A 24,906-nucleotide genomic window follows, 5' to 3' on the forward strand; every position below is an offset into this window, starting at 1 on the left:
TAAAACCGCACCTCCAATTGTTAGTTATTTGTCTAACAAATTGGGTGCGGTTCACTTCGCGGAAAAGGTAAGGGCGGTTCTCGGCTAAAACGTTAATGTAATTTTCTTATAACCGCACCTACTACCACCACAATAGCAAGTTAGGTTACAAAGGCAGAAGTTTCTCAGGCTTCTGTCTTCTTTATTTTATGCAAAATTCATACTATATACTCTACCATCATTGTAACACATTTTATTTATTTTTAGTCAAGATAAAAAACACCTAAAGAGTTTCTCTTCAGGTGTTTCTCTATTTTACGCTAATGCAGCTGCATGCTCTTGTTGATCTACAGGAATGACAGCGTCTGTTAATGCTTTTTCTAGTTCTGCTGTGTATTTCATTTGCTCTTCTTTGCTCCAGCCTAGTTTTGCAGCCATGTAGTTGATCACTGCTTCTTTCCACTCGTATACCCAGTGAATGTTGAAGAATACAGCGCCTCTGCGGCGTACGAAGAAGTCGACTGGTTTTGCTGTCATTTCGTAATCCATTGCGTATACAAGTGGGATTAGAACGTCTAGCGGCATGTTGTATTCTTTCGCTTCGTCTTTATGTTTTTTCGCTAATTCGAACAATACGTCAACGTTAGAGCCATAGAATTTCGCGAATTCTTCTGCTTGTGCTGTCGTTAAACCGTATTTCGTACCCTCGCCTGCTTTTTTCGCGATAAATGCTGGTAATCCTTTAGAACCATCTACATGTCCACCAGAGATTGGCATATGTTTCGTTGTGCTCTTCGGATATGCACTATGGCCTTCTTTTTGTAGTAAGTTCGTTACATAGTCTACTACCATTTCAGCCATTTTGCGGTATCCTGTTAATTTACCACCTGCGATTGTAATTAAACCAGATTCAGAAGTCCAAATTTCGTCTTTACGAGAAATTTCAGATGCACTCTTACCTTCTTCGTAAATTAACGGACGTACGCCAGCCCAGCTTGACTCGATGTCTTTTTCCGTAATTTTTACGCTTGGGAACATGTAGTTAATCGCATTAATGATGTATGTGCGATCTTCTGTTGTCATTTGTGGTACAGCTGCGTCTTTATCATAGAACGTATCTGTTGTACCTACATAAGTTTTCCCGCCGCGTGGAATCGCGAATACCATACGTTTATCTGGTGTATCGAAGTAAATTGCTTGCCCTAATGGGAAACGTTTTTGATCAATTACTAAGTGAACACCTTTTGATAACTGAAGTACTTTTCCTTTTTTCGAGTTATCTTTTTCACGAAGTGTATCTACCCAAGGACCAGCTGCGTTTACAATTTTCTTACCGTAAACTTCGTATACTTCACCATCTAGTAAATCGATTACACGTACACCACATACTTTTCCATCTTTATATAAGAAACTATCTACTTTTGCATAGTTAACAGCTTTTGCACCGTGCTCAATTGCTTCTTTCATTACTTCAATTGTAAGACGCGCATCATCAGTACGATATTCTACGTAGTAACCGCCGCCTTTTAATCCTTCTTGTTTTACAAGAGGCTCTTTCTTCAGTGTTTCTTCACGGTTAAACATTTTTCTGCGCTCACTTCGTTTTACACCTGCTAAGAAGTCGTATACACGAAGACCAATTGATGTACTGAATGATCCGAACGTACCACCTGTATGGAACGGAAGTAACATCCACTCTGGTGTTGTTACATGGGGACCGTTCTCATATACGATCGCACGCTCTTTCCCCACCTCTGCTACCATTTTCACTTCAAGTTGTTTTAAATAACGTAGACCACCGTGTACAAGCTTCGTTGAACGACTTGATGTACCTGCTGCAAAGTCCTGCATTTCAAACACAATTGTTGATAACCCGCGTGTTGCTCCATCTAATGCAATACCAGAACCAGTAATACCTCCACCAATTACGATCACATCTAATTCTTGTTTATTTACTCCGTTTAATACGTCTTTACGTTGTTTACTTGAAAATTTCATGGTAATTCCTCCCTTTGATAACGAAAAAAGAGACCACAAACTCCGCTATAGATTTCGCCTCTATAGCGTGTTGTGGTCTCTCCAAATCTCCTACCGAATTATTAACTTGTCACCATTATAACACTGTTTATGATTATTTGAAAGCTTTTGTTGCTTCAATTGCTTTTTTCCATCCAGCATATAGCTCTTTGCTTGTTTCCGCTTCCATTGTTGGTTCAAAGCGTTTGTCCATATGCCACTGTTCTTTAATTTCATCTTGGTTTTTCCAATATCCAACCGCAAGACCAGCTAAGTACGCTGCACCTAAAGCTGTTGTTTCATTGATCACCGGCCGCTCTACAGGAACATCTAAAATATCACTTTGGAACTTCATTAAGAAGTTATTTTTAACTGCTCCGCCATCAACGCGTAATGTTTTCAGTTCAATACCTGAATCTGCTTCCATTGCGCATAATACGTCTTTCGTTTGGTAAGCTAAAGATTCTAGTGTTGCACGAATGAAATGCTCTTTCGTCGTACCGCGTGTTACACCAAACATAGCACCGCGTACTTCACTATCCCAGTACGGTGTACCTAATCCTACGAATGCTGGTACAACGTATACACCGTCAGTTGATTCAACGCGATTCGCATATACTTCACTCTCACTTGCATCTTTAAACATGCGCATTCCGTCACGTAACCATTGAATTGCAGAACCTGCTACGAAAATACTTCCTTCTAATGCGTAGTTTACTTTACCATCTATCCCCCATGCAATTGTTGTTAATAGACCATGCTCAGAAGCTACTGCTTTTTCACCAGTGTTCATTAACATGAAGCAACCAGTTCCGTAAGTATTTTTCGCCATACCTTCACCGAAACAAGCTTGTCCAAATAATGCTGCTTGTTGGTCACCAGCTACACCGGCAATCGGTACATTTTGACCGAAGAAGTGATAGTCAATTGTTTCTCCATACACTTCAGATGATGGACGTACTTCTGGAAGCATGCTCTTTGGTACTGTTAACATGTCTAGAAGTTCATCATCCCATTGTAAGTCGTGAATGTTAAACATTAACGTACGTGATGCATTTGAGTAATCCGTTACGTGCGCTTTACCACCAGATAGTTTCCATACAAGCCATGTATCAATTGTTCCGAATAATAGATCGCCGTTTTCCGCTTTCTCTCTTGCACCTTCAACGTTATCTAAAATCCATTTTACTTTCGTACCAGAGAAATATGCGTCAATTAAAAGACCTGTTTTTTCGCGAACCATTTCGCCATAACCTTTTTCTTTTAACTCATCACAAATTTCAGCTGTTTGGCGAGATTGCCATACGATTGCGTTATAAATTGGTTTGCCTGTTGTTTTATCCCATACAACCGCTGTTTCACGTTGGTTCGTAATACCGATACCAGCGATTTGTTCTGGTTTTACATCTGCTTCGCTTAAGCAAGTTGCGATAACTGCTAAAATAGATCCCCAAATTTCTTGCGCGTTATGCTCTACCCAGCCTGGCTTTGGAAAATGTTGTGTAAATTCTTTTTGAGCTGAATGAACAATTTCACCCTTTTTATTGAACAGAATTGCACGTGAGCTAGTTGTTCCTTGGTCTAATGAAAGAATATATTTTTTCATATCGGTTTCCCCCTTATGCTACTTTTCTACTATTTGTATTGCTTCCACTTTTTTTACTTGTCATATAAGAGATTGCTAGTACAATCACAGTTGCAATAATTACATAAATAAGTGCTGCGTTTTGTTTTCCTTCAAATACAACTTGATGGAATAATCCTGCAAGTGATCCACCTAAAATTGGACCTACTACTGGAATCCATGCATACTTCCAGTTTGAACCGCCTTTTCCTGCAATCGGAAGGAAGAAGTGCGCGATACGCGGACCTAAATCACGTGCTGGGTTGATTGCGTATCCTGTCGTTCCACCTAATGATAAACCAATACTTACAATTAAGAAACCTACGATAAATGGATTTAATCCATCTGCAAATTTATTTGCACCAATTGCTAATATACCAAATACTAAAACGAATGTTCCAATCATTTCACTTAAAAGGTTTGCAAATGTGTTCGGAATTGCTGGACCTGTTGCAAATACACCTAACTTTGTTCCTGGATCCTCTGTTTCTTTCCAGTGTGGTAAGTAATGTAAATATACGATAACTGCCCCGATAATTGCCCCAATCATTTGTGCTGCGATATAACCAGGTACGTCACTCCATGGGAACGCTCCCTTAAATGCTAATCCTATCGTTAAAGCTGGATTCAAATGTGCCCCACTAATTGATCCAACCGCATATGCTGCAACCGCTACTGCTAAGCCCCAGCCCATTGTAATAACAATCCAACCAGAATCTTTCGCAAACGACTTCTTTAAACTTACACCAGCACAAACGCCGCCACCAAGTACGATTAACAACGCAGTCCCTATTAACTCTCCTAAAAATGCTGACATAGTATCCCTCCACAATCAATTTAAACGCTTTCAAATGTGATAGAGGTAAAATGAATGGCCATTCGTTTTTGTCAAAAGAAAAAGACCCACAGCTTTGCACGCTTCTATATAAATTTATATAGAAACAATGAAATGTGGATCTCTTCTTTTCTCCGTCACGTTTATTAACTTGTCTATAATGTTAACCGTTAATGAAAGCGGTGTCAACAGAATTATTTCACATTTTCGTCACTTTTTTTGGTAATGTTTCCATAGTTCGCGTTTTGATGTCGTAATTGCTGTCGCACCAGCATTTAAAGCTCTCTCTACATCATCAACAGTACGAATGAAACCACCTGCTAAAATCGGTACACCAGTACGCTCTTTCACTTCAGCGATAACGTCCGTTAATGCTCCAGGAAGTACCTCAATATAATCCGGTTTCGTCTTATCTAAAAGATTGCAGCTCTTCTCCATCGCACTCGAATCGATTAAAAAGATGCGTTGTATTGCCACAACACCTTTTTGCTTCGCCTTCATAATAACGCTCGCCTTCGTTGAAAGTAACCCGTACGGTCTAAACTCCTGACATAAATACTCCGTCGCATGCCCGTCACTCTGCAAGCCATGGATCAAATCCACATGTAAAAACACCTTTTTACAATATTGCTTCGCAAGTGATATAACACTCTTCAATTGGCCGACATGAATATCTAAAATAACGATATACTCATACGAACTATGTAATAGCTTTTCCAAATCCTTAATTTGCCTCACTGCCGGCAAAATCTTTTGTTCATGAAATTCCATTCTAAATTTCCCCTTCTTTATGTCATCCTATCCTTTATAGTACACAATTTAAGTGAAAAGAACAGCTGGTGTAGGGGATTTCTTTCATTTTTCTCGTTCTTCTTTTAAACGTTTACTAAAAATCATACTATGTTTCTCACCTATCTACGTCTAGTATGAGCAAATACATGATGATGAGTAAAGCGAGTTGTCGTTGCGTTGGCTGTGCAACTTGTGCGTTACAGCTTATAATGGTGCTATTTCATGTGCTATACGATGTAGGTTTCATATATTTTTCTTCTATAATAATTTCCCGAACAATAACCGTGCTTCTTAATATTGTCGTTTTGTGTCGGTAAGTCGATATCCTATGTCGAATCGTCGATATATTGAAAAAATCGTTGATATATTTCAAGTTGTGTTCGATATATTTGAAAAATCGTTGATATATTTCAGAAAATGAAAAAGTGGATAACGACATGTTATCCACGCTCCCATAATTATAATAAAACAGAATCCTTATCACTATCCTGATTACGTTTCTCGCGTTCTTCTGCTAAACGCTTCATATACACTTCGCCTTCTTTTTCGATAAACTCATTATCCATCTCTTGCTCTTTTTTCGAAGTATATAAAACCATGTAGCCACTTAATACGATTCCAACGATTACAAGATACACCCACCATGGTAAAGTTTCCACTCTACTTCATTCCTTTCCTTAGACAAGCCTTATTAGTTTCACTGTATGAGGAAAGAAGTGGATTTATGCTTAAAATTTTATTATTGTGGATTCTTCGCGAAGAACGCTTGTACATATTCCATAAACTCGATTGGTTCCTGGCGAAACGGTGCGTGGTATCCTTTTTCAATAATATGGAACGTGCTATTCGCAAATAGCTGATGATACAGTTCACCATTTTTCCAAGAAACGCTCTTATCATTTCTACCCCATATAATTAAAGTCGGCACCCTAATTTTATCGGCTTCCATCGCAATGCGGCGCTCTCTCATTTTCGTCAGCTGATCATAGTGCTCTTTATCGTCACGACTATTTTTCACTTCATTTTTATTGTAATCCGTAATCTCAGTTACAGTTTGTAAGTCTGTCGATAGCGGCGGCACTTCATAACTTTCTTTTTGCTGGAAAGACTCTATTCCTGTAGAATCCGCTAAAATGAGATGCGTTACTGCATCCGGATATAAATACGCTAAATTGAGGGACATCTCTCCGCCCATCGAATGACCAAGTACTGCAAATTGATCATATCCAAGCTTCTTCATTAACTTATAATATAAATTCACTTGCGCAGGAAACGAATACTCAAAATCAATTGGTTTAGAAGAACGTCCAAACCCTAAAATATCAACTGCAATAATTGTATGGTCTCTCGCAAGTTCCGGATAAATATCACTAAATCCATCAGATGAACCACCAAACCCATGCAGCATAAGTAAAGGTGGCTTTCCCTCACCAATTTTCTTAAAATAAATCGTCTGCCCGTCGATTTGTGCCATACTCTCTTTCGTATTCAGCTTCATCATAACAGTATCTTTCACTTCTTCGACCTTCGCAATCGGCTTATCAACAAAGTTACATACGATAAGTAAAACGAGCACAATACCGCTAATCATATAAAACTTAAACCGTTTCAACATTCCCGTCTCCTTTCTCTTGTTGCTATTTAAAGTTTTTACATTATTTGGTTGTTTTATAATTAATTTTAATTGTAACCACAATAGTTACAAATATACCAAAAAAAATATGACTCACTTCTATTACTGATGGTTATTTTGTAACTATTATAGTTACATATTTAAAGTAAGTCAATTCTTTTCTCTGTGTTAACAGGCAGCCCGATTGAGATGAGCTAATATTTTGGGATGAATCATCAAAAATTGTTTGCTCAGCACTGTTTGGCGCTACCTTCCTTTTCATCACCGAATTAATTGGCCGGACTATTGCCTATCCGAAAAAAGGCTTGTTGTCACTATACTTGGTGTCCCTTACTTCTTTTAGTTAATAAAAAACGCAAGCTTCTTTTGATTAGAAGTTTGCGTTTTTTATCATATACTTTATTTTTTTTCTTCACGAGCTAAATCGATTACAACATCTTTTCCATCAACATCTTTTAATAACACTTTAAAATGGTTCACATTATCAAAAGTAGTAACATCAAACGTTTTCACTTTAATTGTTTTCCCATTATCCCCAGTACCTGTGTACCCCTTCAACGTTGACTTATATGTTTTCCCTTTTTCATCCATAAGAATTACACTATCAATTGTTTTTATCTGACGTTTTATTTCTTCATCATCTCCAGAAGAATCACGTTCAAATGTGATATTCATCCCTGTTGGTAGTACTTCTGCAGACGCTATTTTTACAGATTTAGGTTGTTGTTTAGGAACAAAATGAATCTCCTGATTTCCTTTAAACTTCGAGTCTAATTTTATTCCCCCTTGCCACTTCCCTTGAATTTCCTTATTAAGTTGCATACCATTCTGATGCCAAACTTCTATATTTTCTTTTACAGTATTTAATTGAGATTCTGCTTCTGTCCTGTAAGAAACATCTTTATTTTCTAATGGCGCAAACAAAGATATAGAACTAATATTAAAGTTTAGACTATCAATGCTATCAATTGAATTCATAGGGTGGAATATTAAATTATAAGTTATTTCTCCCTCTTCTTCACCTGCCTGAATACTCCATTCGCTACCTGCTAAAATCTTACTATTTTCATTTGTTAACCCTTCTGTGTATTCCGCCTTCTCTATATATCGTCCTTTCTCATCTGTTAAATCGTACTTCATTCTTAAATCTGTCATTTTACTTATTAGACTTTTATCTTCAAATTTCAATTGTAAAGAAACTGCTATTTTAGATTTATCATACAGTACATTTTTAATTTGGATTGTAACCCCATTATCTTTCATCACATTATTCTCATCTACTTTTTGCATATACCCATTATCTGCCGCTTTTTGAACTCCCTGATCTTTCGCAAAGAAGAATTCCTTTACCACAGCTAATGCTGAATCACCATACACGCCAACTCCAACGCTTGCTCCAACAATCGTTAGCCCCGCTATCATTGCTGCAACTATTTTTTTATGGGAGGATGTTTGTTTTTGTTTCTTACTTTTTCTAATTTCTTCAAAAGCAAGTTCTTTTTTCTTCAAAACACTAGTAGGAATTGTTACATCATCATTTAATGCTTCTTCTAATTTATGTTCGAATTGTTCATTCATTTTAAATTCCCCCCATTGTTTACATTCTCCCAGTCTTCTTTTAAATAATATTCTTTTAACTGTTGCCTTGCTCTATGTAGTCTTGATTTGATTGTTCCTTCTTTTTCATTTAAAATCTCTGCAATTTCTTTTGTTTTAAATTTATTTACATAATAGAGTACGATTACTAATCGATACTCCACACTTAAATAACTAAGCAGATTGTCAAATTCAAGCTTTTGTTCAATATTGTCTTTTACGATTTGATCTCCCTGCACTTTCCCATAATCATCCACATATAGAACATTATTTTTTCGTACTATATCATTACATTTATTCATTAATATTTTCGTAATCCATGTTTTAAAATAACCTGGTTCTTTTACCTTTTTTAAATTTGTAAAAGCAGACAAAATTGTTTCCTGTATTGCATCTCCTATATCTTCTTCATTTTTCAAGCGTGCTTTTGCCACCTTATACATTTGTGGCATTAATATATCAATTGCCTCAATAAAGGCTTCCTCATCACCTTTTTGAGCCCGCTTTATAAGCAGCTCCATTTTAAATTCCCCCTTAGAAATCTACCATTTATGTTTTATATAACTATTAGACTGTATATACCTTAAAATGGTTGCAAGAAATTCTAAATAAAGTGAAACCTTAATCAGTGGGGGTTCTTCATCCCCCACTGATTATTAGTTAAACCAATCGGGCATTAACGGGCAGCCCGACCCCCACCTAACTTATTTGCTTTCCCTGAATTTTGAGATGGGGGTCTTACTGCCCTGCCCATTAAAGCGGGATAAAAATAACCTTAGCTCAGCAAATATCCGAACTAAGATTACTTTAAGTACAATGCTTCATGATTCTTATTCTATCTTGGCGCAAGTTAAACAATAGAGTGTATATCAAAAATGGATTTTCTGAATACTTCCGAATTAGAACCGTAAAAATGAGTTTATAAAATTGTACACTTGATTTTCACATAATGAAAAAAAAGCGCTGAACAAACATCAGCACTCTTCCTCATCACCCTCGTTATTTACACACAGTTGTTCCGCTATTTCTTGTACCCGTTCCATCGTTATTCCTTCTCTAAATTCCACAGCTAGAGGATGGTCTGTCGGCTCTAGTTCAATATAAGGACGAATGCCATCAGCTCTCAGATGAACCATCGTTTTTAAACTTACTGTTTCCAACTCATATGGTAAATCCGTCGAAAGCCACCCAAACATTGGCTCTAATAATTGTTGTTTATCCCAAAATTCATTCACCTTATCAAAATTCGTTTCACTTAATGAAACCCATACACCCCATATGAAATGTTCATTTGTACCAATGATAGGAATTTCAATACTCCCTCGCATAAAGAAGTGTTCTCCATCCATCACGCATAAATCATCGTTCATTTCAAATCTAGCTTCTCGCTCTTCAGGTTCAGCATTATAATAATAAACAGGAGCTGATGATCCATAGCTCCTTGGAATTTCTTCATGATATGTACCGCAGCACCTACAAGTATATCCACTTATTTTCGTCATTCTATTCCTCCATCAGTTTTACATTCATTTTAGCAAAATACTTATAAAGCGAAAATAAAAAAAAAATAAAAAAAAGCAAGCAGTTCCAGCTATCAGCTAAAACTACTTGCTCTCCTACTTATTATTGTTACTCTTTAATAAATTCCTTCGTACTTCTCACTGTATCAATTGGACGAACTAATTTTTCGATTTCTTCACGTTTTGGCTCTAAGAACGGAGGTAAAGATAATTTTTCGCCAAGTGTTTCGTATGGCTCATCTCCCATAAATCCTGGGCCGTCTGTTGCAAATTCAAATAAGATTTGTGGTGCAACTCTTGCGTATAATGACTCGAAGAAGTGACGATCTACATAACCAGATGAAGGGAGTCCAACGCTACTGATTCTCTCGATCCATTCTTCTAATACAGCGCGATTTTCTACGCGGAATGCAGCATGGTGAACCGTACCAAAACCTTGTCGTGCTTCTGGAAGAACCGTATTATGTTCTACAATGACAGATGCACCGTTTCCGCCTTCGTTTACTTCAAATAAATAGAATTCTCCTTCTTGCGCAACCTCTTTAAATAATAGAACTTTTTCTAACACTTCTTTAAAGAAACTAAAGTTTGCAATACGGATAAATACAGGTCCTAAGCCAGTAATTGCATATTCTAATGGAACTGGACCTTTTTGCCATGGTGTTCCTGATTCGATCCCTTTATCAAGTTCATCTGAGATTAATTGATAGTGTTGATCATCAAAGTCAACGAAAGAAAGAGTTTTCTTACCGAATTGTTCTTTAATTCCTGTATGTTCCACTTCCAGACGGTCAAAGCGTTTTACCCAATACTCTAATGCCGCATCAGTTGGAACACGGAATGAAGTTTTTGAAATTTCATTTGTACCGTGTACTCCTTTTGGAATACCTGGGAAGTCAAAGAATGTCATATCTGTTCCTGCACTACCTTTATCATCTGCAAAGAATAAATGGTACGTTTGAATGTCATCTTGGTTTACTGTTTTTTTAACTAAACGCATTCCTAAAACGTGAGTGAAAAACTCATAGTTTTTTTCTGCACTACTTGTAATCGCTGTAACGTGGTGAATTCCTTTTAATTGGTTCATTTTATATTCCTCCAATGGTTTTAAAATTTATATTTTCTCTTTTATAGGTGCTAAATTCGCTTCAATCTCTGCACGCTGATCTTCTAAGAAAGGTGGTAAATCAAGTTTTTCTCCTAAATGTTCCACATCTCCATCAACTGTAAATCCTGGTCCATCTGTCGCAATTTCAAATAAGATTCCGTTTGATTCGCGGAAATATAAGCTTTTAAAATAGAAACGGTCGATGATTCCCGAAGACTGGAAGCCTCTTTGTATCACCTGTTCTTCCCAATAAGCAAGCTCTGCATCATTTTTTACACGAATTGCTAAATGGTGAATGCTACCGCGGCCTGGCTTTTCAGTAGGACCATCTAAATATTTCACAACGATTTCTCCAAAAACCTCTCCTTTAATGGACTGAAAAATTGCTTCCTCTTCGCTGCGGCTAACCTCTGTATAACCAAACATCTCTGTAAGTGTACTCGCCATTTTATCAAGTCTACGAACTGTCATTTCCACAGAACCCATTCCTTGAATTTGATGCTTTGCAGGAACTTCTGATTTCTCCCAAGTTTCCCAGTGCTCCACTTTTTCTCCGTTTGAAACGAGTAGTACTAAGCGAAGACCTTCAGCATCCTCAAACTGCAAAGCAGGACGATTTGCATATGTTGTTATTTCACTATGTTTCACATCAAATGTCTCAAATCGTTCTTTCCAGTAATGTAAGCTATCCTCTGAAGGAACGAGTAATCCAATTCGAGTAATGGCATTCGTACCGCGGTACGTTTTTCCTACTAAAGGAATTTCAAAAAACGATAATTCTGTACCTGGACTTCCTGTTTTATCTCCATAAAATAAGTGATACATTGATGGATCATCTTGGTTTACTGTCATTTTCACGCGACGTAAACCAAGCACATTTTTATAAAAGTGATTATTTTCATTTGCATTTTTCGTAACCATTGAAATGTGATGATGCCCTTTAATTTTATACATTCGTAATTCCTCCGTTTCATTTTACTAGTCAAGTGATACCTAAAAAATAATATGCTTCTTAGCTTTTTAATTTATTCTCATTATATTTTTGTACATTCATCTTAGTTTTTACTGAATAAGTTACTTTGTTTTGTAAATCAAAAGCAAGTGAGTGTATGTTTTTCATATGACTCAATCGCTTTCGTTACTATCACTTTACACCTCAAGTGATTAAAAAGCAAGAGATTTATCTCAAATTCGAGATATTTTTTTTATTGCATAACATTTTGAACTGGAAAACGATGAATTTCTATATGGGATAGCGTCATAAGAATGTAGATTTACAACGCTAAGTCTTTTTTATAAACTTTTCCTTACGTTTTCATGTATCCATTTCCGTATCAGCTGTAACGTCCCTCTAACATAATTGTTATCATATCTCTTCCTTCTAATTGGAGCGGAATTTGATAAGAGTGATGCGAACACTGCATCTTCCAATCTGTTTCCCACTCTATTTGTTCATCCGAACGAAACTGAAGAGTTGCTTGAAGGATTGGAAAACGTGCTTCAGTTCCCCTAAATAGGAAGTAAGTATGTATCACATTTATGATGATTTGAGCAAGGGGATACTGCAAAAGTGGTGCAATGAAGGGGGAATATAAAATAAGAAGATCAATCTAGAAAGAATATCTAGTTCGATCTTCTTTTATTTCTCATTAATGCATTTTTACCCTTAAAATAAAATACTCAATAGGTGGATTATTCTTCATATCCTCAAAATCAGGTCTAATTTTAAAGTCAAATTCATTTGTTATATCGCTCAATGAATAAAGGTTTGTTCCATCTACACTTGTATGAGGAGCAATATATCCTCTTTGATCCCAATTCCCTTTGAAATCTGATGGTATTGTACTTTTTCCCTTTTGTTCTATTTTAGCCCCAGGTGCACCAGAAAAAATAGTTTGGTTTGTAGTGTTATTAATTGTGTACTTCACACGAACTATATTATCAGCTTGTTCAACTTTATGAACTGTAACAATAATCCCATGTTGTTCTAAAGTTACACTTGTAGCCGATTGCTCTTGATTTTGATTAGGTTTTTGTTCATTATTGTTTGAATTATTATTCGAGTTATTACTATTATTAGTGCCCCATTCATTATTTGTATTACTGTTATTATTACCATTAGAATTGTTTGCATTGCTGTTATTGTTATTATTGCCATTAGAGTTATTTGCATTGCTGTTATTATTATTGCCATTAGAGTTATTTGCATTGCTGTTATTGTTATTACTGCCATTAGAGTTATTTGCATTGCTGTTATTATTATTATTGCCATTAGAGTTATTTGCATTGCTGTTATTGTTATTATTGCCATTAGAGTTATTTGCATTGCTGTTATTATTATTGCTTGAATCATTATTATTGTTTTGTTGTTTACTAGATTCAGCATTTGTTTTTTCTTTGTTATCAGTTACACCACAAGCTGCCATAGAAAATGCCAATCCCGTTGCTAATAAAATTTTTCCCGATTTTTTCTTCAAATATTTCATGGTATTCTTGTCTCTCCCTCTTCAGATCCTATTGTCATTTTAAAAAAGAATACTAGATCCTTCTCAAATAATCCAAAAAATCCCTTTATATGTATATAATTTTACAAGAAGTCACCATTATAGTCAAAGTTATTTGTATAATTAGAAACTTAAATTAATTAGGTGCATATTAAAAAGAAAGAACAAAAAAATTTCACGTGAAATGTAACTTATATAGACTTAACTTGATAGAGATGGGGGCTCACCCACATTGTAATGAAAATATACTTTAAACAAATTTCAACATAAAATTTGGATCTTATTTTTAGACCTATTGTAAAGGCTGAAGAGATTCTAACTTTAATATCTGTCATATTCAATCGACACACATCTAAAAAGTTGATACGCTCCCATTCTAGTGGCAAAATATGTTTTATTAGTTCTTCGTTACACCCATGCGTACTTCTTAACTATTTCATTTAATTTCCAATAAAAAAAACAGCCCCACTAAGCGTATTAACACTTAATGAGGCCATTTGATTCACACTATTAATTATGAAACGACGGTTTATAGAACGAACGATTATCAAGAGCAAAGACACGCTCTGTGTATTCGCCTGGTTTTGTGCGTCCTAATGCACGGTCCATCATGTTCATTTTTGCATCTAAGTTATCGATGTAATGCAGAATTTCTGCTTCTTTTACTAATGGTGGTTTTGGACTACCCCATTCTGCTTTTCCGTGGTGAGAAAGGACGATGTGTTGAAGAATTAATACTTCTTCTGCATCGATTTGCAGCTCATCTGCTGCTTTCCCAATTTCGTTCACCATAATTGAAATGTGGCCTAGTAAATTTCCTTCTAACGTATACGTTGTAGAAATTGGGCCAGATAATTCGATTACTTTACCAAGGTCGTGTAAAATAACGCCTGCATATAGTAAGTCTTTATCTAATGATGGATATAGATTTGAGATAGCTTTCGCTAAATCAAGCATCGATACGACGTGATAAGCTAGTCCAGATACGAACTCGTGATGGTTCTTCGTCGCTGCTGGATAGTCTAAAAATTCGTTTTGATGCTTATTTAATAAATGTCTTGTTAGACGTTGAATGTTTGGGTTTCTCATTTCAAATATGTATTGCGTAATTTTCTCAACCATATCTTCTTTTTTCACTGGTGCTTTTTCTACGAAATCTGAGATATCCGTTACTTCATTTTCATTCGCAACTCGGATTTGTTTCACACGTAATTGAATACGTCCTTTGTAGTTTAAAATATCACCAGCTACTTTCACGATTGTTTCCGCTACATATTGTTTCTCAACTTCTGGTGATACATCCCATAACTTCGCTTCAATATCTCCACTTGGATCTTGTAAGATTACTGTTAAAAATGGCTTTCCATTGCTTGCGATACCTTTTGTCGCTGTTTTAATTAACAAGAAAATATCGACTTGTTCACCAACTTCATACTCTGCAATTTTCTTTTTCATTCGAATTCCTCCACCAAATCAGTTACTTTTAGTATAGCACACTACAACTCATTTTCTTTACGCTTATGCGTTAATTTTATAATCTGTTTTTCTGTAAAATACGTTAGTAAATGCGCATGGCATGTAAAGAAGATCACTTGTCTATCCTTTGCAATTTCCTTTATAAGTTCAATCGTCCGATTCGTCCTTACCGCATCAAAGTGTACGAAACTATCATCAATAATAAATGGATAATCATGCTCAAATGTTTTCGCTAATGCAAATCTCAGCGATAAATACAACTGCTCAGCTGTCGCTTGGCTTAGTTCATGACTATAAAAACGCATACCATCGTTACGCTCTACAATAAACGGCTCCGCCTCTGACGGTGAAAAGATTTTACTATATCGTCCGCCTGTTAAATAGACGAAATACTCTTCTGATTTTTGTAAAATACGAGGAAGATGTACTTCATGATAATATTGCTTCGTTTTCGTTAACACTGTCTTTGCGGTCGCATACGCAGCCCACTTCTTCACTTGTTCACGCACTTGCGCTTTTTTCATTTCCCATTCGTGCAGTAAATCGCCGTACGTACTACCTTCTTCTAAATTCGCAATTTCCATACGATGTTTCGCAATGCGCTCCGTTAGTTCTTTTTCCTTTGTAAGACAGTTTTGCATGACTGTCATTTCTTGCTTTAATTTTTCATCATACCCGTCAGCCTCATAATGTTCAGCTAATGATAAACTCGTTAAACGTTGTTCTAACAGATCAATTTGTGGTAATAAACGCCCCACTTGTTTCTCTGCATCTTCACGTTTTTCCGCTAGTTTACCTGCCTCTAAAAACATCTCTTCATTTGTAGCTTCTGCGATATGCCATAAACTATCTCGTTCTACTAACAGTTGTTTCAATTGCTCTTGCATGAACGCATATTCTTCTTGCCATTCAGCTAGTTTCTCTTTTAGCTGCTTACAAGTTTGGCGTTTTTCTTTCTCATTTTGCATACGGCTTTGCGCCTCGTGCAGCTTACTATACTCCGCACTACCGATAACAGTTTCTAGTTTATGTTCAAATTGCGAAATCATTTCATATAATGAAGATTTTCGTGTGCCTTGCTTCTCTAATTCACGATATAATTGCTGCATTTTTTCCATACGCTCAAACGCCGGCAATATGTGCGCATACGTATAAAATTCAGGGAACGTATAGCGCTTTTTATACGCATTGACTTGTTCGCTCATGCGGAACGTTTCTCCCTCCCATTCCTCATACGATGAAACGACTTTATCATACGCTCGCTCCATTTGCTGTAATTTATAAGACTCACGCTCAAATAGTTTACGTATCTCTTCATCTTTTTCTAACTCATAGTGCACAGACATCGCTTCTTCACTTTGCCTTCCGCCAGCACTTTGCTGTAGAGTAAGAAGTTCTTCTTGTAATCCACTTGACGGATCCTTATATAAAACAAGGGCAAGAACAATCCCTACAAAAACGATGACGCTAATAAATAAGAGCGGGCGATTGTCTATAAATAAACTTGTGAATAAAACGCCTGTGTTAATAAGGAGTAACAGAAGACAAACTCTTTGCCACTGCTTTTTCTTTTGCATAGCCGCTCCTGCTTTTTCCTCGTACTTGCGCTTCATTCTCTCTGCGCCCATACCGATAAACGCCGCATCTTGGAACGACTTCTCTTTCTCGGCTAACGCATTTCGCTCTTCATCCGCTAACATTTGCTTCTGAATCTGTCTTATATTTTCTTCTTGTTCTTCTAATTGCTCCTGCGCTACTTTAAAACGATCATCAAGCTGTGCTTTTTGCGTTTCTAATTCGCGCGCCTTTTGTACTGCCTGCGTAATTAACTCTTTCGTTGCCAAACTCATATCAAACGACAGGACTGTTTCTTTTTCAAAAGTAGCACCAATTTGTTGCTCGAGTTCTGCAAGCTCTTCTTTTATATTCGTAATCGTTCCTGTTATATCACGCATTTCTTGGCGTGCATTTTCGTAAGACATATGCTGCATGCGAAGTTCTTCTACGTAACTTTCTTTTTGTAAAAACTCTTCATCTATTTGAATCGATTCCATTTCCGATTGCACTGTCTCTATTTTTTTATGGAGCGAATCAACTTGTAATTGAAGCGGCTCCATCTTCGCCTTAATCGCTTCATAGCGTGCCATTCCGTTTACAGGAAATTGCCCGTTCTCGTTTTCTAGCACTTTCTCATGCGCACGCTTTTCAATAACGAGAGGTTCTAGTGCTGCTAATATTTCATAATCTTGCTTTCGTTTTTCTGCACTCTCTTTTTCTGCGCGAACAAACACCAATTTCTCTTCACTTTCTTTTAACTGCTCCACCTGTTTTTCATACGTGCCAATTTTCCCTTGCCACTCTTTCATCTTCTCTTCCAGCTTCTTTATTTCTTGCAGTGAAACGTTAATTTCTGGCTTACGACCACTCGGCTTAAAGCGCTGATCCATTTCTTTTTCTAGCTTTTTATCGAGCTGCAATAACGCATCACTTCCGACTGCGCTTGCTGAAAATAAATAATTGCCGATATCCGCTTCACCAAGCTGATGAATGTTTTGAAGACCGTGCATATCAAATGAAAAGACAGATTCAAATAAGCTCTCATTCATCCCGCTTAATATATCGTGTAAAATCTCCTCGCCGCCCGTTTTCCCGTCTTCAAAATAAACGGTTACTTCACCAGCGGCCGTCTTTGGCAATCGTTCAATTTTCAAACGGTCGTATTTCTCTGTTTGTACAGTAATTGCTCCGCCATACTTGCCGCCTTCTTTCGGTTCATAACGGCGCTGTCCTCTCGTCGGAAAACCGAATAAAATACTTTTCATAAACGAGCGAATTGTCGATTTACCCGCTTCATTTTCACCGTATAACACCGTCAGCATTGACAGGTCCATTTCCACATTTTCTAATTTTCCGTACCCATAAATATGGAGTTTTTCCATTCTCATTTCTTATCCCTCTCTTGCTGGAATAATTGTTCTAAAATAATATTTTCTGCTTCCTTTTGAATCTCTTTCTTCTCTTCTTCTGTAAAAGATTCAATGCTATTACGCGCTACAGGAGATGTCCAAATTGTACGCAATACTCCGTCCATATTTGTGAAAGCTTCTAACTCCTTTAGCACACTACCGACGAAATGATTTTCTTCTTTCAAACGTTCGATTTCCGCAAAAGAGACCGTCTCATTTTTCCACTTCATCGCATATACGAAATCTTTTCGCTCTTCGCCCGCTGCTAAAATATGAAAAATCTCTTCCACACGTTTTTCATCACGTAAATAAGGAGAAAGTGGCCCCTGTCCTGTAAATAAGACCGTTAATAGCGTTCCTTCCTCTTCTCTTCGGCACTCATTCATCGCACTTGATACGCTCGTCATAAGTTCATCAACAGTTTCAAGTCCGTCAATATTTACTTCTATCTCATCCCACACAACATCCGCCGTATGGAAAAAGGAACAGTGTGATCCTTGTTTCGTAAGTTCAATCAAGTATGCACCCTTCTCGCCCGTTTCCTTACGATGACGCCCTTGTATATTACCCGGATAAATAATATATGGCTCCTCTGATAAAATTTCGCGTTTATGTATATGGCCAAGAGCCCAATAATCAAACTGCTTTTCTTTCAGCTCACGAAGTTGAAACGGTGCATAGCGATTATGCTCTGCATCTCCTTCCACACTTCCGTGAAGCATGCCAATATGAAAAGGCGCATCACCCATTTTCTTATACTGCGCTGTCATATTATCCGTTACCGCTTGTTGCAAATAACTAAATCCGTAAATAGAAGCTAACAACTCACCATCTTTATAAAAGGATTTCTCTTCTACGTAAGGCTCTGTAAACACGTGAACATTTTCCGGAAACTCAATTGCTGCCCAGCTTCCCCCTAAATGATCGTGGTTACCGTGAATAATAAAAATAGGGATATCGTACTGCGAAAGTCTCTTCATTTGCTCGCGCACAAACACTTGCGCCCTCAAACTTCTCGTCTCCGCATCATACAAATCCCCGGCTAGCAATACGAAATCAACGCGCTCTTGAATCGCTTTATCAACAATACGTTCGAATGATTCAAACGTACTTTGTTTCATTCTCTCCCAAACAGACTGCGGTACATTCATCTCCATCCCTTTAAACGGACTATCCAAATGCAAATCAGCCGCATGTATAAACTTCACTTGTTTCACAAATAACGATCCTTTCTATGTTTCAAAAGTTTCACCTTATTGTAACACGCAATGTCATATATTTCTTTGCATATTCTAGTGTTTTATGCCAAAATAGTTATAAGATTCTGATTTCTATTATTGGAGGGAATTTTCATGGGATTATACGTTCTAACAGTCTTTGAAAAAGATGGTTCTAAAGCATTAGACGAATCATTCGAGGCGGCAACTGAAAAAGAAGCGAAAACAAAAGGTGAATCTCTTTTACGAGAAAAAGGATTGTATGAAAAAACACATCGCTGCACATCTTCTGCAGGTAAGCTCGTTTTATTCCAGCGCTAAAAAAAGAAGCGTCATCCGCTTCTTTTTCACTCTACTATATCTTCGTCACACCACGTAAACACCACATCTAGAATGCGATTACCGATACGTACGCGCTTATTCCATTTTCCTGTTTGGATCTGATGTTGCAATTCCGCCTTCATCTTTTCCGTCCAGTCGTGAATCGTTTCACTACCGTCGTACGGATATACGCCTGGAAACTCTTCCTGCAGTAGATGCAAGCTCTCTGCATCAAAATGAAAATGGAAGAAGTAGTTTGCTGTAAGCGATGGTTCTTGCAATCGTAAAAAATGATCATCAATTTGCTTTCTATTTCGATAGAAAGTAAAGATATTCACTTTACCGCTCGTAATTTGGTCAATTTGAATTTCGTGCTTCTCTATAATCACGTCTTGCCCACCTCGTTATATACTACCTTTAGTATATATGTCTTTTGCAACAAAGTTAACCATTTTCGCGCGAAATTCATTTCCTTCATTATATTACCTGTACCTCCATATGCAATCAGAACAAATAAAACAAAGTTGAAGGGGAGCGATCACATGTATTTCGGAAGCAAAGGTTGGTATGTAAAAGAACTGAAAAAATTAGGTATCCGTACTTATGAGGGTAAAAAACTAGAATCGTATCGTACGCATGTATTATCTAGTTTACTTGAGAGAATGAAGAGAGCTTCGGCTTAATAGATGGAGGAAGCGACTACGGTTGCTTCCTTTTTATATAGTGGAAAAAGAAATAATCCTATCTTAACATTCTACCTTTACAGTTATACTCTCTTGATAAAAGCCACCCATTATCAACTGAATCTCTATTACCAAATCTCCTTCCCGATAATTATTTATATATATTTTAAATTCTCCATACTTATTAACCCGTCCGCTTCCAACATGCATATCGCCACTCGTTATAACAATTGTTGAATGAGGTCTCGCACGGCCAGATATACAATTATCATTATATTTCACAGAGTCTATCGTTAGCTCTTGATGAATATTATTAACTGAATCTATACATTTCTTGTTATACAAATTAACATCTCTTTCTTCGGCCCTCAAAAGCGCTCGATTCCCGTTAATCTTTTCTGCAGAGAAAGCAACATTCCCTAGCCAACTAAACCTATCAAATGTCGTAATAGGTAGAAACATCTAAATTAACTCCCCCATTCTTCCAATACGTTCTTCTCATTTTTATGAACTTATAACAATTCGTTCACGGTTGTGATTAAAGAAAACTGTTTTGCTTTTCCATTCAATTTCGCACTGTTAATTTATATTGAATACATAGAATACTGTTTTTCATCCCAGATGCTATGAAAACACTACACAAAAGGAACCATGCTCCATTCAATATAAATCCATCTTCAAATATGTTAATCATAATTATGTTTCCAATTATTAAGAGAATCCATGAAATAGAATACTGTTTTCCATTTGTAATATATACAGTTCTATCGTTATTACAGACTATAATTCCCCCACCTTGCCAAACACCTATAGCAAAAGAAAAAAGTGTAACTGCCATTAACTCTGCTTGTAAATCCCAAGTCATTGGTTGCGGTACTGTATAAATAATAATTCCTATCATCATTAGAAAAGTTATTATATCTATCCTGTTTATTTTTCTTTGCTTGCTTTGCATCCAAATAAAGATAATTACTATAGGAATTAAAAACAAATTTGTCATTTAATTATTCTTCTTCCTTTCTCACATTAAAAATGTCTGCAATTGTACTGTCCTTAAATCTTTCATGCTGTCCAAAGCATAACATGAGAAATAAATAAAAAAATCGTACAAAAGGGCAAACCTCTCATGTACGATTGGGCATATATAATGTTTTAAAAATGAATTAACTTTTTTTCAATAGATACAGCTACTGCTTCTGATCGGGAATTAACACCTAATTTATTGTATATATTTGTTAAATACGCTTTTACTGTTCGCTCAGCTATTCCCATATCGAATGCAATGTCTTTATTCTTATTTCCACGCGCAATAGCTTTCAACACAAACAATTCTTTTTCTGTTAAGTTATTTTCCTCAACCACATTAGCATGTATTTCTTTCCTTTTATAATTCACTATCTTTTCCATAATATTGGGTTGTAGTAAAATCTCACCTCGAATAGCCGCTTCCAATGTTCGAAATAAATTCTCACGATCCGTATCTTTTAGCAAATACCCTTTTGCTCCTAACTCAATTCCCTTTAACATTAATTCATCTTCGTTATAAGTAGTCAATATAATAATCGGCGTATGATTTTGTTTTTTATTCAAAACCTCAATTGTTTCTAAACCACTCATTTTAGGCATATTTAAATCCATTAAAATAACATCAGGTTTCTTTTTTTCTATAAAAGAAAGGGCTTCTTCTCCGTTTGTAGCCTCACCTATAATTTGAAATGAATCACTCGTTTCTATTATTAATTTCAGACCTTCTCTCACAACGAAATGATCATCCACAATTAATACGTTATACTTCATGACTATCTCCTTCTTTATTTATAGGCACTTGAATATATATTTTCGTACCCTTCATCTTCTCACTCAATATATGTATTTCTCCATTAATTAATCGAACTCGCTCATTTAAACCGATTAAGCCATAATGTCCAGGATTCTTACCGATATACCCAGTGTCAAAACCAATTCCATTATCTTCAACTTCAATAGTAAGTTTTTCAAGTTCATCGACATATTCAACTTTTAAATTTACATCTGTTGCCTGCGAATGTTTTGCGATATTCGTTAAACATTCACTAATTATACATAAACAATGTTCCTTTACTAAGCCTGAAATATGCGGAGGGCTTTGAATAGTAAATCTCACGTGTATAGACGTAGCCTCAGAAAAACGTTGAACCTCTTCTACTACTGCTTCATTAAATGAATTAGTAGTATGGCGCAAATCATCAATAACCAGCCTTGCATCATGTAAAGTTTGTCTCGCCCTTATCATAGTTTGTTTCATAATCTCTTGAGATCGTCCTATATTCCCTTTCTGCATATGGGCATCTATTGCTTCCAATTGCATAATTAAGCTCGCTACACCTTGCGCTAACGTATCATGTAAATCTCTTGCCATTCGCTGTCTTTCATTAGCTAATGTCAATTCTTCTACTCTCATATATGCAGACTCTAACTCTTGAATGTAGCTCTGTATACGATTCCGCGCATCATATTGCTGCTTATTAATATAAGAAAAAGGAATAATAATTGCTAACACTAACAGAAACATAGAGATAAGAATAGCTAATTTATTTACACCATAATTTATACTAATTGCGGTACAAAATATGGCATACATAAGAGTAAAAACTGCTATTACTTTAAATATATTGTGATAAACATATAGACTCTGTGCAATTAAAATAGGTGTTAATCCAACAAAAATTGCTATCGAAGCATTTGATGCAATGAATGCAGCCAAAAAAACAATGAACAGTTGTACAAAAAAGAAGTATAACAATTGCCTATTCCTTAATGAACTAGCATACCAATGAAAAACAGTATGGATAACAATGACCATTGTAAAGAAGAAACTATCCATCGAGAGAATATTATTACGAAATGCTAAAAGCAGCGAAGCTATATATACGAGTGTAATCCATAAAACAATAAACCTTCTTGGAATAAATACCGCTTCCAATACATTTGTATCCACATCTATATTTGAATTTATTTTTTTCATATTCGCCCTCCACCATTATATTATACAAGATGCGACTTACATTTTGATAAAGTGAAATTTTAATTATTGGGGCTTTTGTCCATCCTCATTATCAAATATAAATATGAAGTATTGCATATCGAAATGCATTGATGTTTTTTGTAAACGCTTACTAAAATAAGATTATAAAGATTTATTACATCCTACTACTAAAGGAGACAATCATATGGAAATCGCAATGGCAGTTTTAAAATTTGTAGGTGGAGTAATTCCATTAGTTCAAGAGCTTTTAAAAGCATTCATGTAAGGTTATCATTCAACAATTATTTATAAGAATTATCATACAAATGATCTGTATATCAAAAACAAATTGATACACAGATCATTTGTGTGATAAAACTTTATACGAGAACTATGTAACCTAGCAGAACAGTAATGATACATCTATCTCAAGTTGGAAAAAAACGCTCACAAGGGCGTCTTTTTCTTATATTACTATGTATTCAGGAGAAATCGATTTTATCAAATGGATAAACGACGTCTTTCTGTTCCCCTTTATTTTTTACTAATGAAATAACCACCCAAACCAAAAATGCTATAATAAACCCAATCAAACTAAGGGGGAACATTTATGTTGCACAGAACATGCATTCAATTTCACAAGTTCGGCAATCCAAAAGATGTACTACAAGTTGAATATAAAAATATAGAACCATTAAAAGAGAATGAAGTTTTAGTCCGCATGTTAGTTAGACCAATTAATCCATCTGACTTAATTCCAATAACGGGAGCGTACGCTCATAGAATTCCTTTACCTAACATACCTGGTTATGAAGGTGTTGGTATTGTAGAAGATGTGGGAGCTTTTGTTTCTAGAGACCTTATCGGTAAACGTGTTTTACCGTTACGCGGAGAAGGTACTTGGCAGGAATATGTGAAGACGTCGCCTGATTTTGTAGTCCCTATTCCTGATTCCATTAATGATTTCACAGCGGCACAAATGTATATTAATCCTCTTACGGCGTGGGTTACTTGTACAGAAACGTTAAACTTACAACGTAATGATGTTTTATTAGTAAATGCTTGTGGATCCGCTATTGGGCATCTTTTCGCGCAGTTATCACAAATTTTAAACTTTCGATTAATTGCTGTTACAAGAAATAATAAGCATACAGAAGAATTACTGCGCCTTGGTGCTGCATATGTAATTGATACTTCCACTGCCCCGCTTTATGAAACCGTTATGACATTAACAAACGGGATCGGTGCGGATGCTGCGATTGATTCTATCGGGGGACCGGATGGAAATGAATTAGCTTTCTCCTTACGTCCAAACGGGCACTTTTTAACGATCGGTCTTCTATCAGGTGTACAAGTTAACTGGGCAGAGATTGTCACGAAAGCAAAAGTACACGCGAACATATTTCATTTACGACATTGGAATAAAGAAGCATCATCATATAAATGGCAAGAAACGTTTCGTCATTTAATTCGCTTAGTAGAAAATGAGCAATTACGTTTTATGAAAGTCCATTCTACGTATGACTTAGCGGATGTGAAAGCGGCAGTTGATGTTGTGCAGTCTGCTGAGAAAACGAAAGGGTAACTAACTGTTACGATTTATTTAACCAATTATAACGAAAGTTAATTAAA

The 24,906-nt window shown here is 36.3% G+C and carries 23 protein-coding genes and 1 pseudogene; 4 read left to right on the forward strand and 20 right to left on the reverse strand.

Going from position 1 to position 24,906, the window contains the following annotated elements; translation table 11 throughout:
* Positions 1-294: 294 nt before the first annotated feature.
* The 15 genes from glpD to RTP99_RS27335 all read right to left on the reverse strand — a co-directional run bounded on the left by glpD (position 295) and on the right by RTP99_RS27335 (position 19,266).
* Positions 295-1,977: an aerobic glycerol-3-phosphate dehydrogenase gene (glpD, locus tag RTP99_RS27265; RefSeq protein ID WP_000672816.1), complete on the reverse strand. Its 1,683-nt coding sequence runs from the start codon at positions 1,975-1,977 to the stop codon at positions 295-297.
* Positions 1,978-2,110: 133 nt separating this feature from the next.
* A complete protein-coding gene (glpK, locus tag RTP99_RS27270) occupies positions 2,111-3,601 on the reverse strand; it encodes a glycerol kinase GlpK (protein WP_046646510.1) in 1,491 nt (496 codons plus the stop codon).
* Positions 3,602-3,614: 13 nt separating this feature from the next.
* The gene (gene glpF, locus RTP99_RS27275) at positions 3,615-4,436 is read right to left on the reverse strand and encodes a glycerol uptake facilitator protein GlpF (protein WP_001272193.1); all 822 of its coding nucleotides are present in this window, start codon (positions 4,434-4,436) and stop codon (positions 3,615-3,617) included.
* 228 nt (positions 4,437-4,664) lie between these two features.
* Positions 4,665-5,225, reverse strand: coding sequence for a glycerol uptake operon antiterminator GlpP (gene glpP / locus RTP99_RS27280; protein WP_000394284.1), 561 nt, complete (start codon positions 5,223-5,225; stop codon positions 4,665-4,667).
* A gap of 479 nt (positions 5,226-5,704) precedes the next feature.
* On the reverse strand, positions 5,705-5,905 hold the full coding sequence (locus RTP99_RS27285; RefSeq protein ID WP_000449227.1) for a sporulation YhaL family protein: 201 nt from the start codon (positions 5,903-5,905) through the stop codon (positions 5,705-5,707).
* 80 nt (positions 5,906-5,985) lie between these two features.
* A complete protein-coding gene (locus tag RTP99_RS27290; RefSeq protein WP_116733343.1) occupies positions 5,986-6,858 on the reverse strand; it encodes an alpha/beta fold hydrolase in 873 nt (290 codons plus the stop codon).
* A gap of 420 nt (positions 6,859-7,278) precedes the next feature.
* Positions 7,279-8,457, reverse strand: coding sequence for a DUF4179 domain-containing protein (locus tag RTP99_RS27295; RefSeq protein ID WP_001005224.1), 1,179 nt, complete (start codon positions 8,455-8,457; stop codon positions 7,279-7,281).
* Positions 8,454-8,996, reverse strand: coding sequence for an RNA polymerase sigma factor (locus tag RTP99_RS27300; protein ID WP_000421571.1), 543 nt, complete (start codon positions 8,994-8,996; stop codon positions 8,454-8,456). The genes RTP99_RS27295 and RTP99_RS27300 overlap by 4 nt, the downstream gene beginning before the upstream one ends.
* Positions 8,997-9,449: 453 nt before the next feature.
* Positions 9,450-9,977, reverse strand: a complete 528-nt coding sequence (locus RTP99_RS27305) for a DUF2199 domain-containing protein (protein ID WP_000161643.1) — start codon at positions 9,975-9,977, stop codon at positions 9,450-9,452.
* A gap of 127 nt (positions 9,978-10,104) precedes the next feature.
* Positions 10,105-11,082: a ring-cleaving dioxygenase gene (locus RTP99_RS27310; protein WP_001072548.1), complete on the reverse strand. Its 978-nt coding sequence runs from the start codon at positions 11,080-11,082 to the stop codon at positions 10,105-10,107.
* A gap of 27 nt (positions 11,083-11,109) precedes the next feature.
* Positions 11,110-12,057: a ring-cleaving dioxygenase gene (locus RTP99_RS27315; protein WP_000276673.1), complete on the reverse strand. Its 948-nt coding sequence runs from the start codon at positions 12,055-12,057 to the stop codon at positions 11,110-11,112.
* A gap of 695 nt (positions 12,058-12,752) precedes the next feature.
* Complete coding sequence (locus RTP99_RS27320) at positions 12,753-13,589, reverse strand: hypothetical protein (RefSeq protein ID WP_000876234.1); 837 nt, start codon at positions 13,587-13,589, stop codon at positions 12,753-12,755.
* Between the two features lie 528 nt (positions 13,590-14,117).
* Entirely contained in the window at positions 14,118-15,062 is a 945-nt protein-coding gene (gene yhaM, locus RTP99_RS27325; protein ID WP_000726638.1) for a 3'-5' exoribonuclease YhaM, read from the reverse strand.
* 41 nt (positions 15,063-15,103) lie between these two features.
* Positions 15,104-18,028 (reverse strand): ATP-binding protein, encoded by a 2,925-nt coding sequence (locus RTP99_RS27330; RefSeq protein ID WP_001242185.1) that lies wholly within the window; start codon positions 18,026-18,028, stop codon positions 15,104-15,106.
* Positions 18,025-19,266, reverse strand: a complete 1,242-nt coding sequence (locus RTP99_RS27335) for a metallophosphoesterase family protein (RefSeq protein ID WP_000815720.1) — start codon at positions 19,264-19,266, stop codon at positions 18,025-18,027. Before RTP99_RS27335 ends, RTP99_RS27330 begins: the two co-directional genes overlap by 4 nt.
* A 135-nt stretch (positions 19,267-19,401) precedes the next feature.
* On the opposite strand from RTP99_RS27335, the gene RTP99_RS27340 reads away from it, so the two are divergent.
* On the forward strand, positions 19,402-19,587 hold the full coding sequence (locus tag RTP99_RS27340; protein WP_000525047.1) for a YhzD family protein: 186 nt from the start codon (positions 19,402-19,404) through the stop codon (positions 19,585-19,587).
* Between the two features lie 26 nt (positions 19,588-19,613).
* Here RTP99_RS27340 and RTP99_RS27345 read toward each other — a convergent pair whose 3' ends face one another.
* Positions 19,614-19,976: a hypothetical protein gene (locus tag RTP99_RS27345; RefSeq protein ID WP_000582776.1), complete on the reverse strand. Its 363-nt coding sequence runs from the start codon at positions 19,974-19,976 to the stop codon at positions 19,614-19,616.
* A 153-nt stretch (positions 19,977-20,129) separates the two neighbouring features.
* On the opposite strand from RTP99_RS27345, the gene RTP99_RS27350 reads away from it, so the two are divergent.
* A complete protein-coding gene (locus RTP99_RS27350; RefSeq protein ID WP_000273537.1) occupies positions 20,130-20,270 on the forward strand; it encodes a YflJ family protein in 141 nt (46 codons plus the stop codon).
* Between the two features lie 63 nt (positions 20,271-20,333).
* Here the strand turns inward: RTP99_RS27350 and RTP99_RS27355 are convergent, their stop codons facing one another.
* The 4 genes from RTP99_RS27355 to RTP99_RS27370 all read right to left on the reverse strand — a co-directional run bounded on the left by RTP99_RS27355 (position 20,334) and on the right by RTP99_RS27370 (position 23,274).
* The gene (locus tag RTP99_RS27355) at positions 20,334-20,732 is read right to left on the reverse strand and encodes an Ig-like domain-containing protein (protein WP_000479668.1); all 399 of its coding nucleotides are present in this window, start codon (positions 20,730-20,732) and stop codon (positions 20,334-20,336) included.
* A gap of 103 nt (positions 20,733-20,835) precedes the next feature.
* On the reverse strand, positions 20,836-21,270 hold the full coding sequence (locus tag RTP99_RS27360; RefSeq protein ID WP_000182868.1) for a hypothetical protein: 435 nt from the start codon (positions 21,268-21,270) through the stop codon (positions 20,836-20,838).
* Positions 21,271-21,422: 152 nt separating this feature from the next.
* Complete coding sequence (locus tag RTP99_RS27365; protein ID WP_000876842.1) at positions 21,423-22,067, reverse strand: response regulator; 645 nt, start codon at positions 22,065-22,067, stop codon at positions 21,423-21,425.
* Positions 22,057-23,274 carry a sensor histidine kinase gene (locus tag RTP99_RS27370; RefSeq protein WP_000723586.1) on the reverse strand — a complete coding sequence of 406 codons (1,218 nt, stop codon included), beginning with the start codon at positions 23,272-23,274 and terminating at the stop codon, positions 22,057-22,059. Before RTP99_RS27370 ends, RTP99_RS27365 begins: the two co-directional genes overlap by 11 nt.
* Before the next feature lie 103 nt (positions 23,275-23,377).
* On the opposite strand from RTP99_RS27370, the pseudogene RTP99_RS27375 reads away from it, so the two are divergent.
* Positions 23,378-23,560 (forward strand): annotated as a pseudogene (locus RTP99_RS27375) (hypothetical protein).
* A gap of 324 nt (positions 23,561-23,884) precedes the next feature.
* Positions 23,885-24,859 (forward strand): zinc-dependent alcohol dehydrogenase family protein, encoded by a 975-nt coding sequence (locus RTP99_RS27380; protein ID WP_000903201.1) that lies wholly within the window; start codon positions 23,885-23,887, stop codon positions 24,857-24,859.
* Positions 24,860-24,906 lie beyond the last annotated feature (47 nt).

This window comes from Bacillus sp. (in: firmicutes) (genome assembly GCF_031983925.1).
Lineage (GTDB): Bacteria > Bacillota > Bacilli > Bacillales > Bacillaceae_G > Bacillus_A > Bacillus_A pacificus.

Coding starts and splice junctions, on each gene's coding strand:
- glpD (WP_000672816.1), bottom strand. CDS start 1,977: ATGAAATTTTCAAGTAAACAACGTAAAGACGTATTAAACGGAGTAAAT.
- glpK (WP_046646510.1), bottom strand. CDS start 3,601: ATGAAAAAATATATTCTTTCATTAGACCAAGGAACAACTAGCTCACGT.
- glpF (WP_001272193.1), bottom strand. CDS start 4,436: ATGTCAGCATTTTTAGGAGAGTTAATAGGGACTGCGTTGTTAATCGTA.
- glpP (WP_000394284.1), bottom strand. CDS start 5,225: ATGGAATTTCATGAACAAAAGATTTTGCCGGCAGTGAGGCAAATTAAG.
- RTP99_RS27295 (WP_001005224.1), bottom strand. CDS start 8,457: ATGAATGAACAATTCGAACATAAATTAGAAGAAGCATTAAATGATGAT.
- RTP99_RS27300 (WP_000421571.1), bottom strand. CDS start 8,996: ATGGAGCTGCTTATAAAGCGGGCTCAAAAAGGTGATGAGGAAGCCTTT.
- RTP99_RS27305 (WP_000161643.1), bottom strand. CDS start 9,977: ATGACGAAAATAAGTGGATATACTTGTAGGTGCTGCGGTACATATCAT.
- RTP99_RS27310 (WP_001072548.1), bottom strand. CDS start 11,082: ATGAACCAATTAAAAGGAATTCACCACGTTACAGCGATTACAAGTAGT.
- RTP99_RS27315 (WP_000276673.1), bottom strand. CDS start 12,057: ATGTATAAAATTAAAGGGCATCATCACATTTCAATGGTTACGAAAAAT.
- RTP99_RS27320 (WP_000876234.1), bottom strand. CDS start 13,589: ATGAAATATTTGAAGAAAAAATCGGGAAAAATTTTATTAGCAACGGGA.
- yhaM (WP_000726638.1), bottom strand. CDS start 15,062: ATGAAAAAGAAAATTGCAGAGTATGAAGTTGGTGAACAAGTCGATATT.
- RTP99_RS27330 (WP_001242185.1), bottom strand. CDS start 18,028: ATGAGAATGGAAAAACTCCATATTTATGGGTACGGAAAATTAGAAAAT.
- RTP99_RS27340 (WP_000525047.1), top strand. CDS start 19,402: ATGGGATTATACGTTCTAACAGTCTTTGAAAAAGATGGTTCTAAAGCA.
- RTP99_RS27350 (WP_000273537.1), top strand. CDS start 20,130: ATGTATTTCGGAAGCAAAGGTTGGTATGTAAAAGAACTGAAAAAATTA.
- RTP99_RS27355 (WP_000479668.1), bottom strand. CDS start 20,732: ATGTTTCTACCTATTACGACATTTGATAGGTTTAGTTGGCTAGGGAAT.
- RTP99_RS27360 (WP_000182868.1), bottom strand. CDS start 21,270: ATGACAAATTTGTTTTTAATTCCTATAGTAATTATCTTTATTTGGATG.
- RTP99_RS27365 (WP_000876842.1), bottom strand. CDS start 22,067: ATGAAGTATAACGTATTAATTGTGGATGATCATTTCGTTGTGAGAGAA.
- RTP99_RS27370 (WP_000723586.1), bottom strand. CDS start 23,274: ATGAAAAAAATAAATTCAAATATAGATGTGGATACAAATGTATTGGAA.
- RTP99_RS27380 (WP_000903201.1), top strand. CDS start 23,885: ATGTTGCACAGAACATGCATTCAATTTCACAAGTTCGGCAATCCAAAA.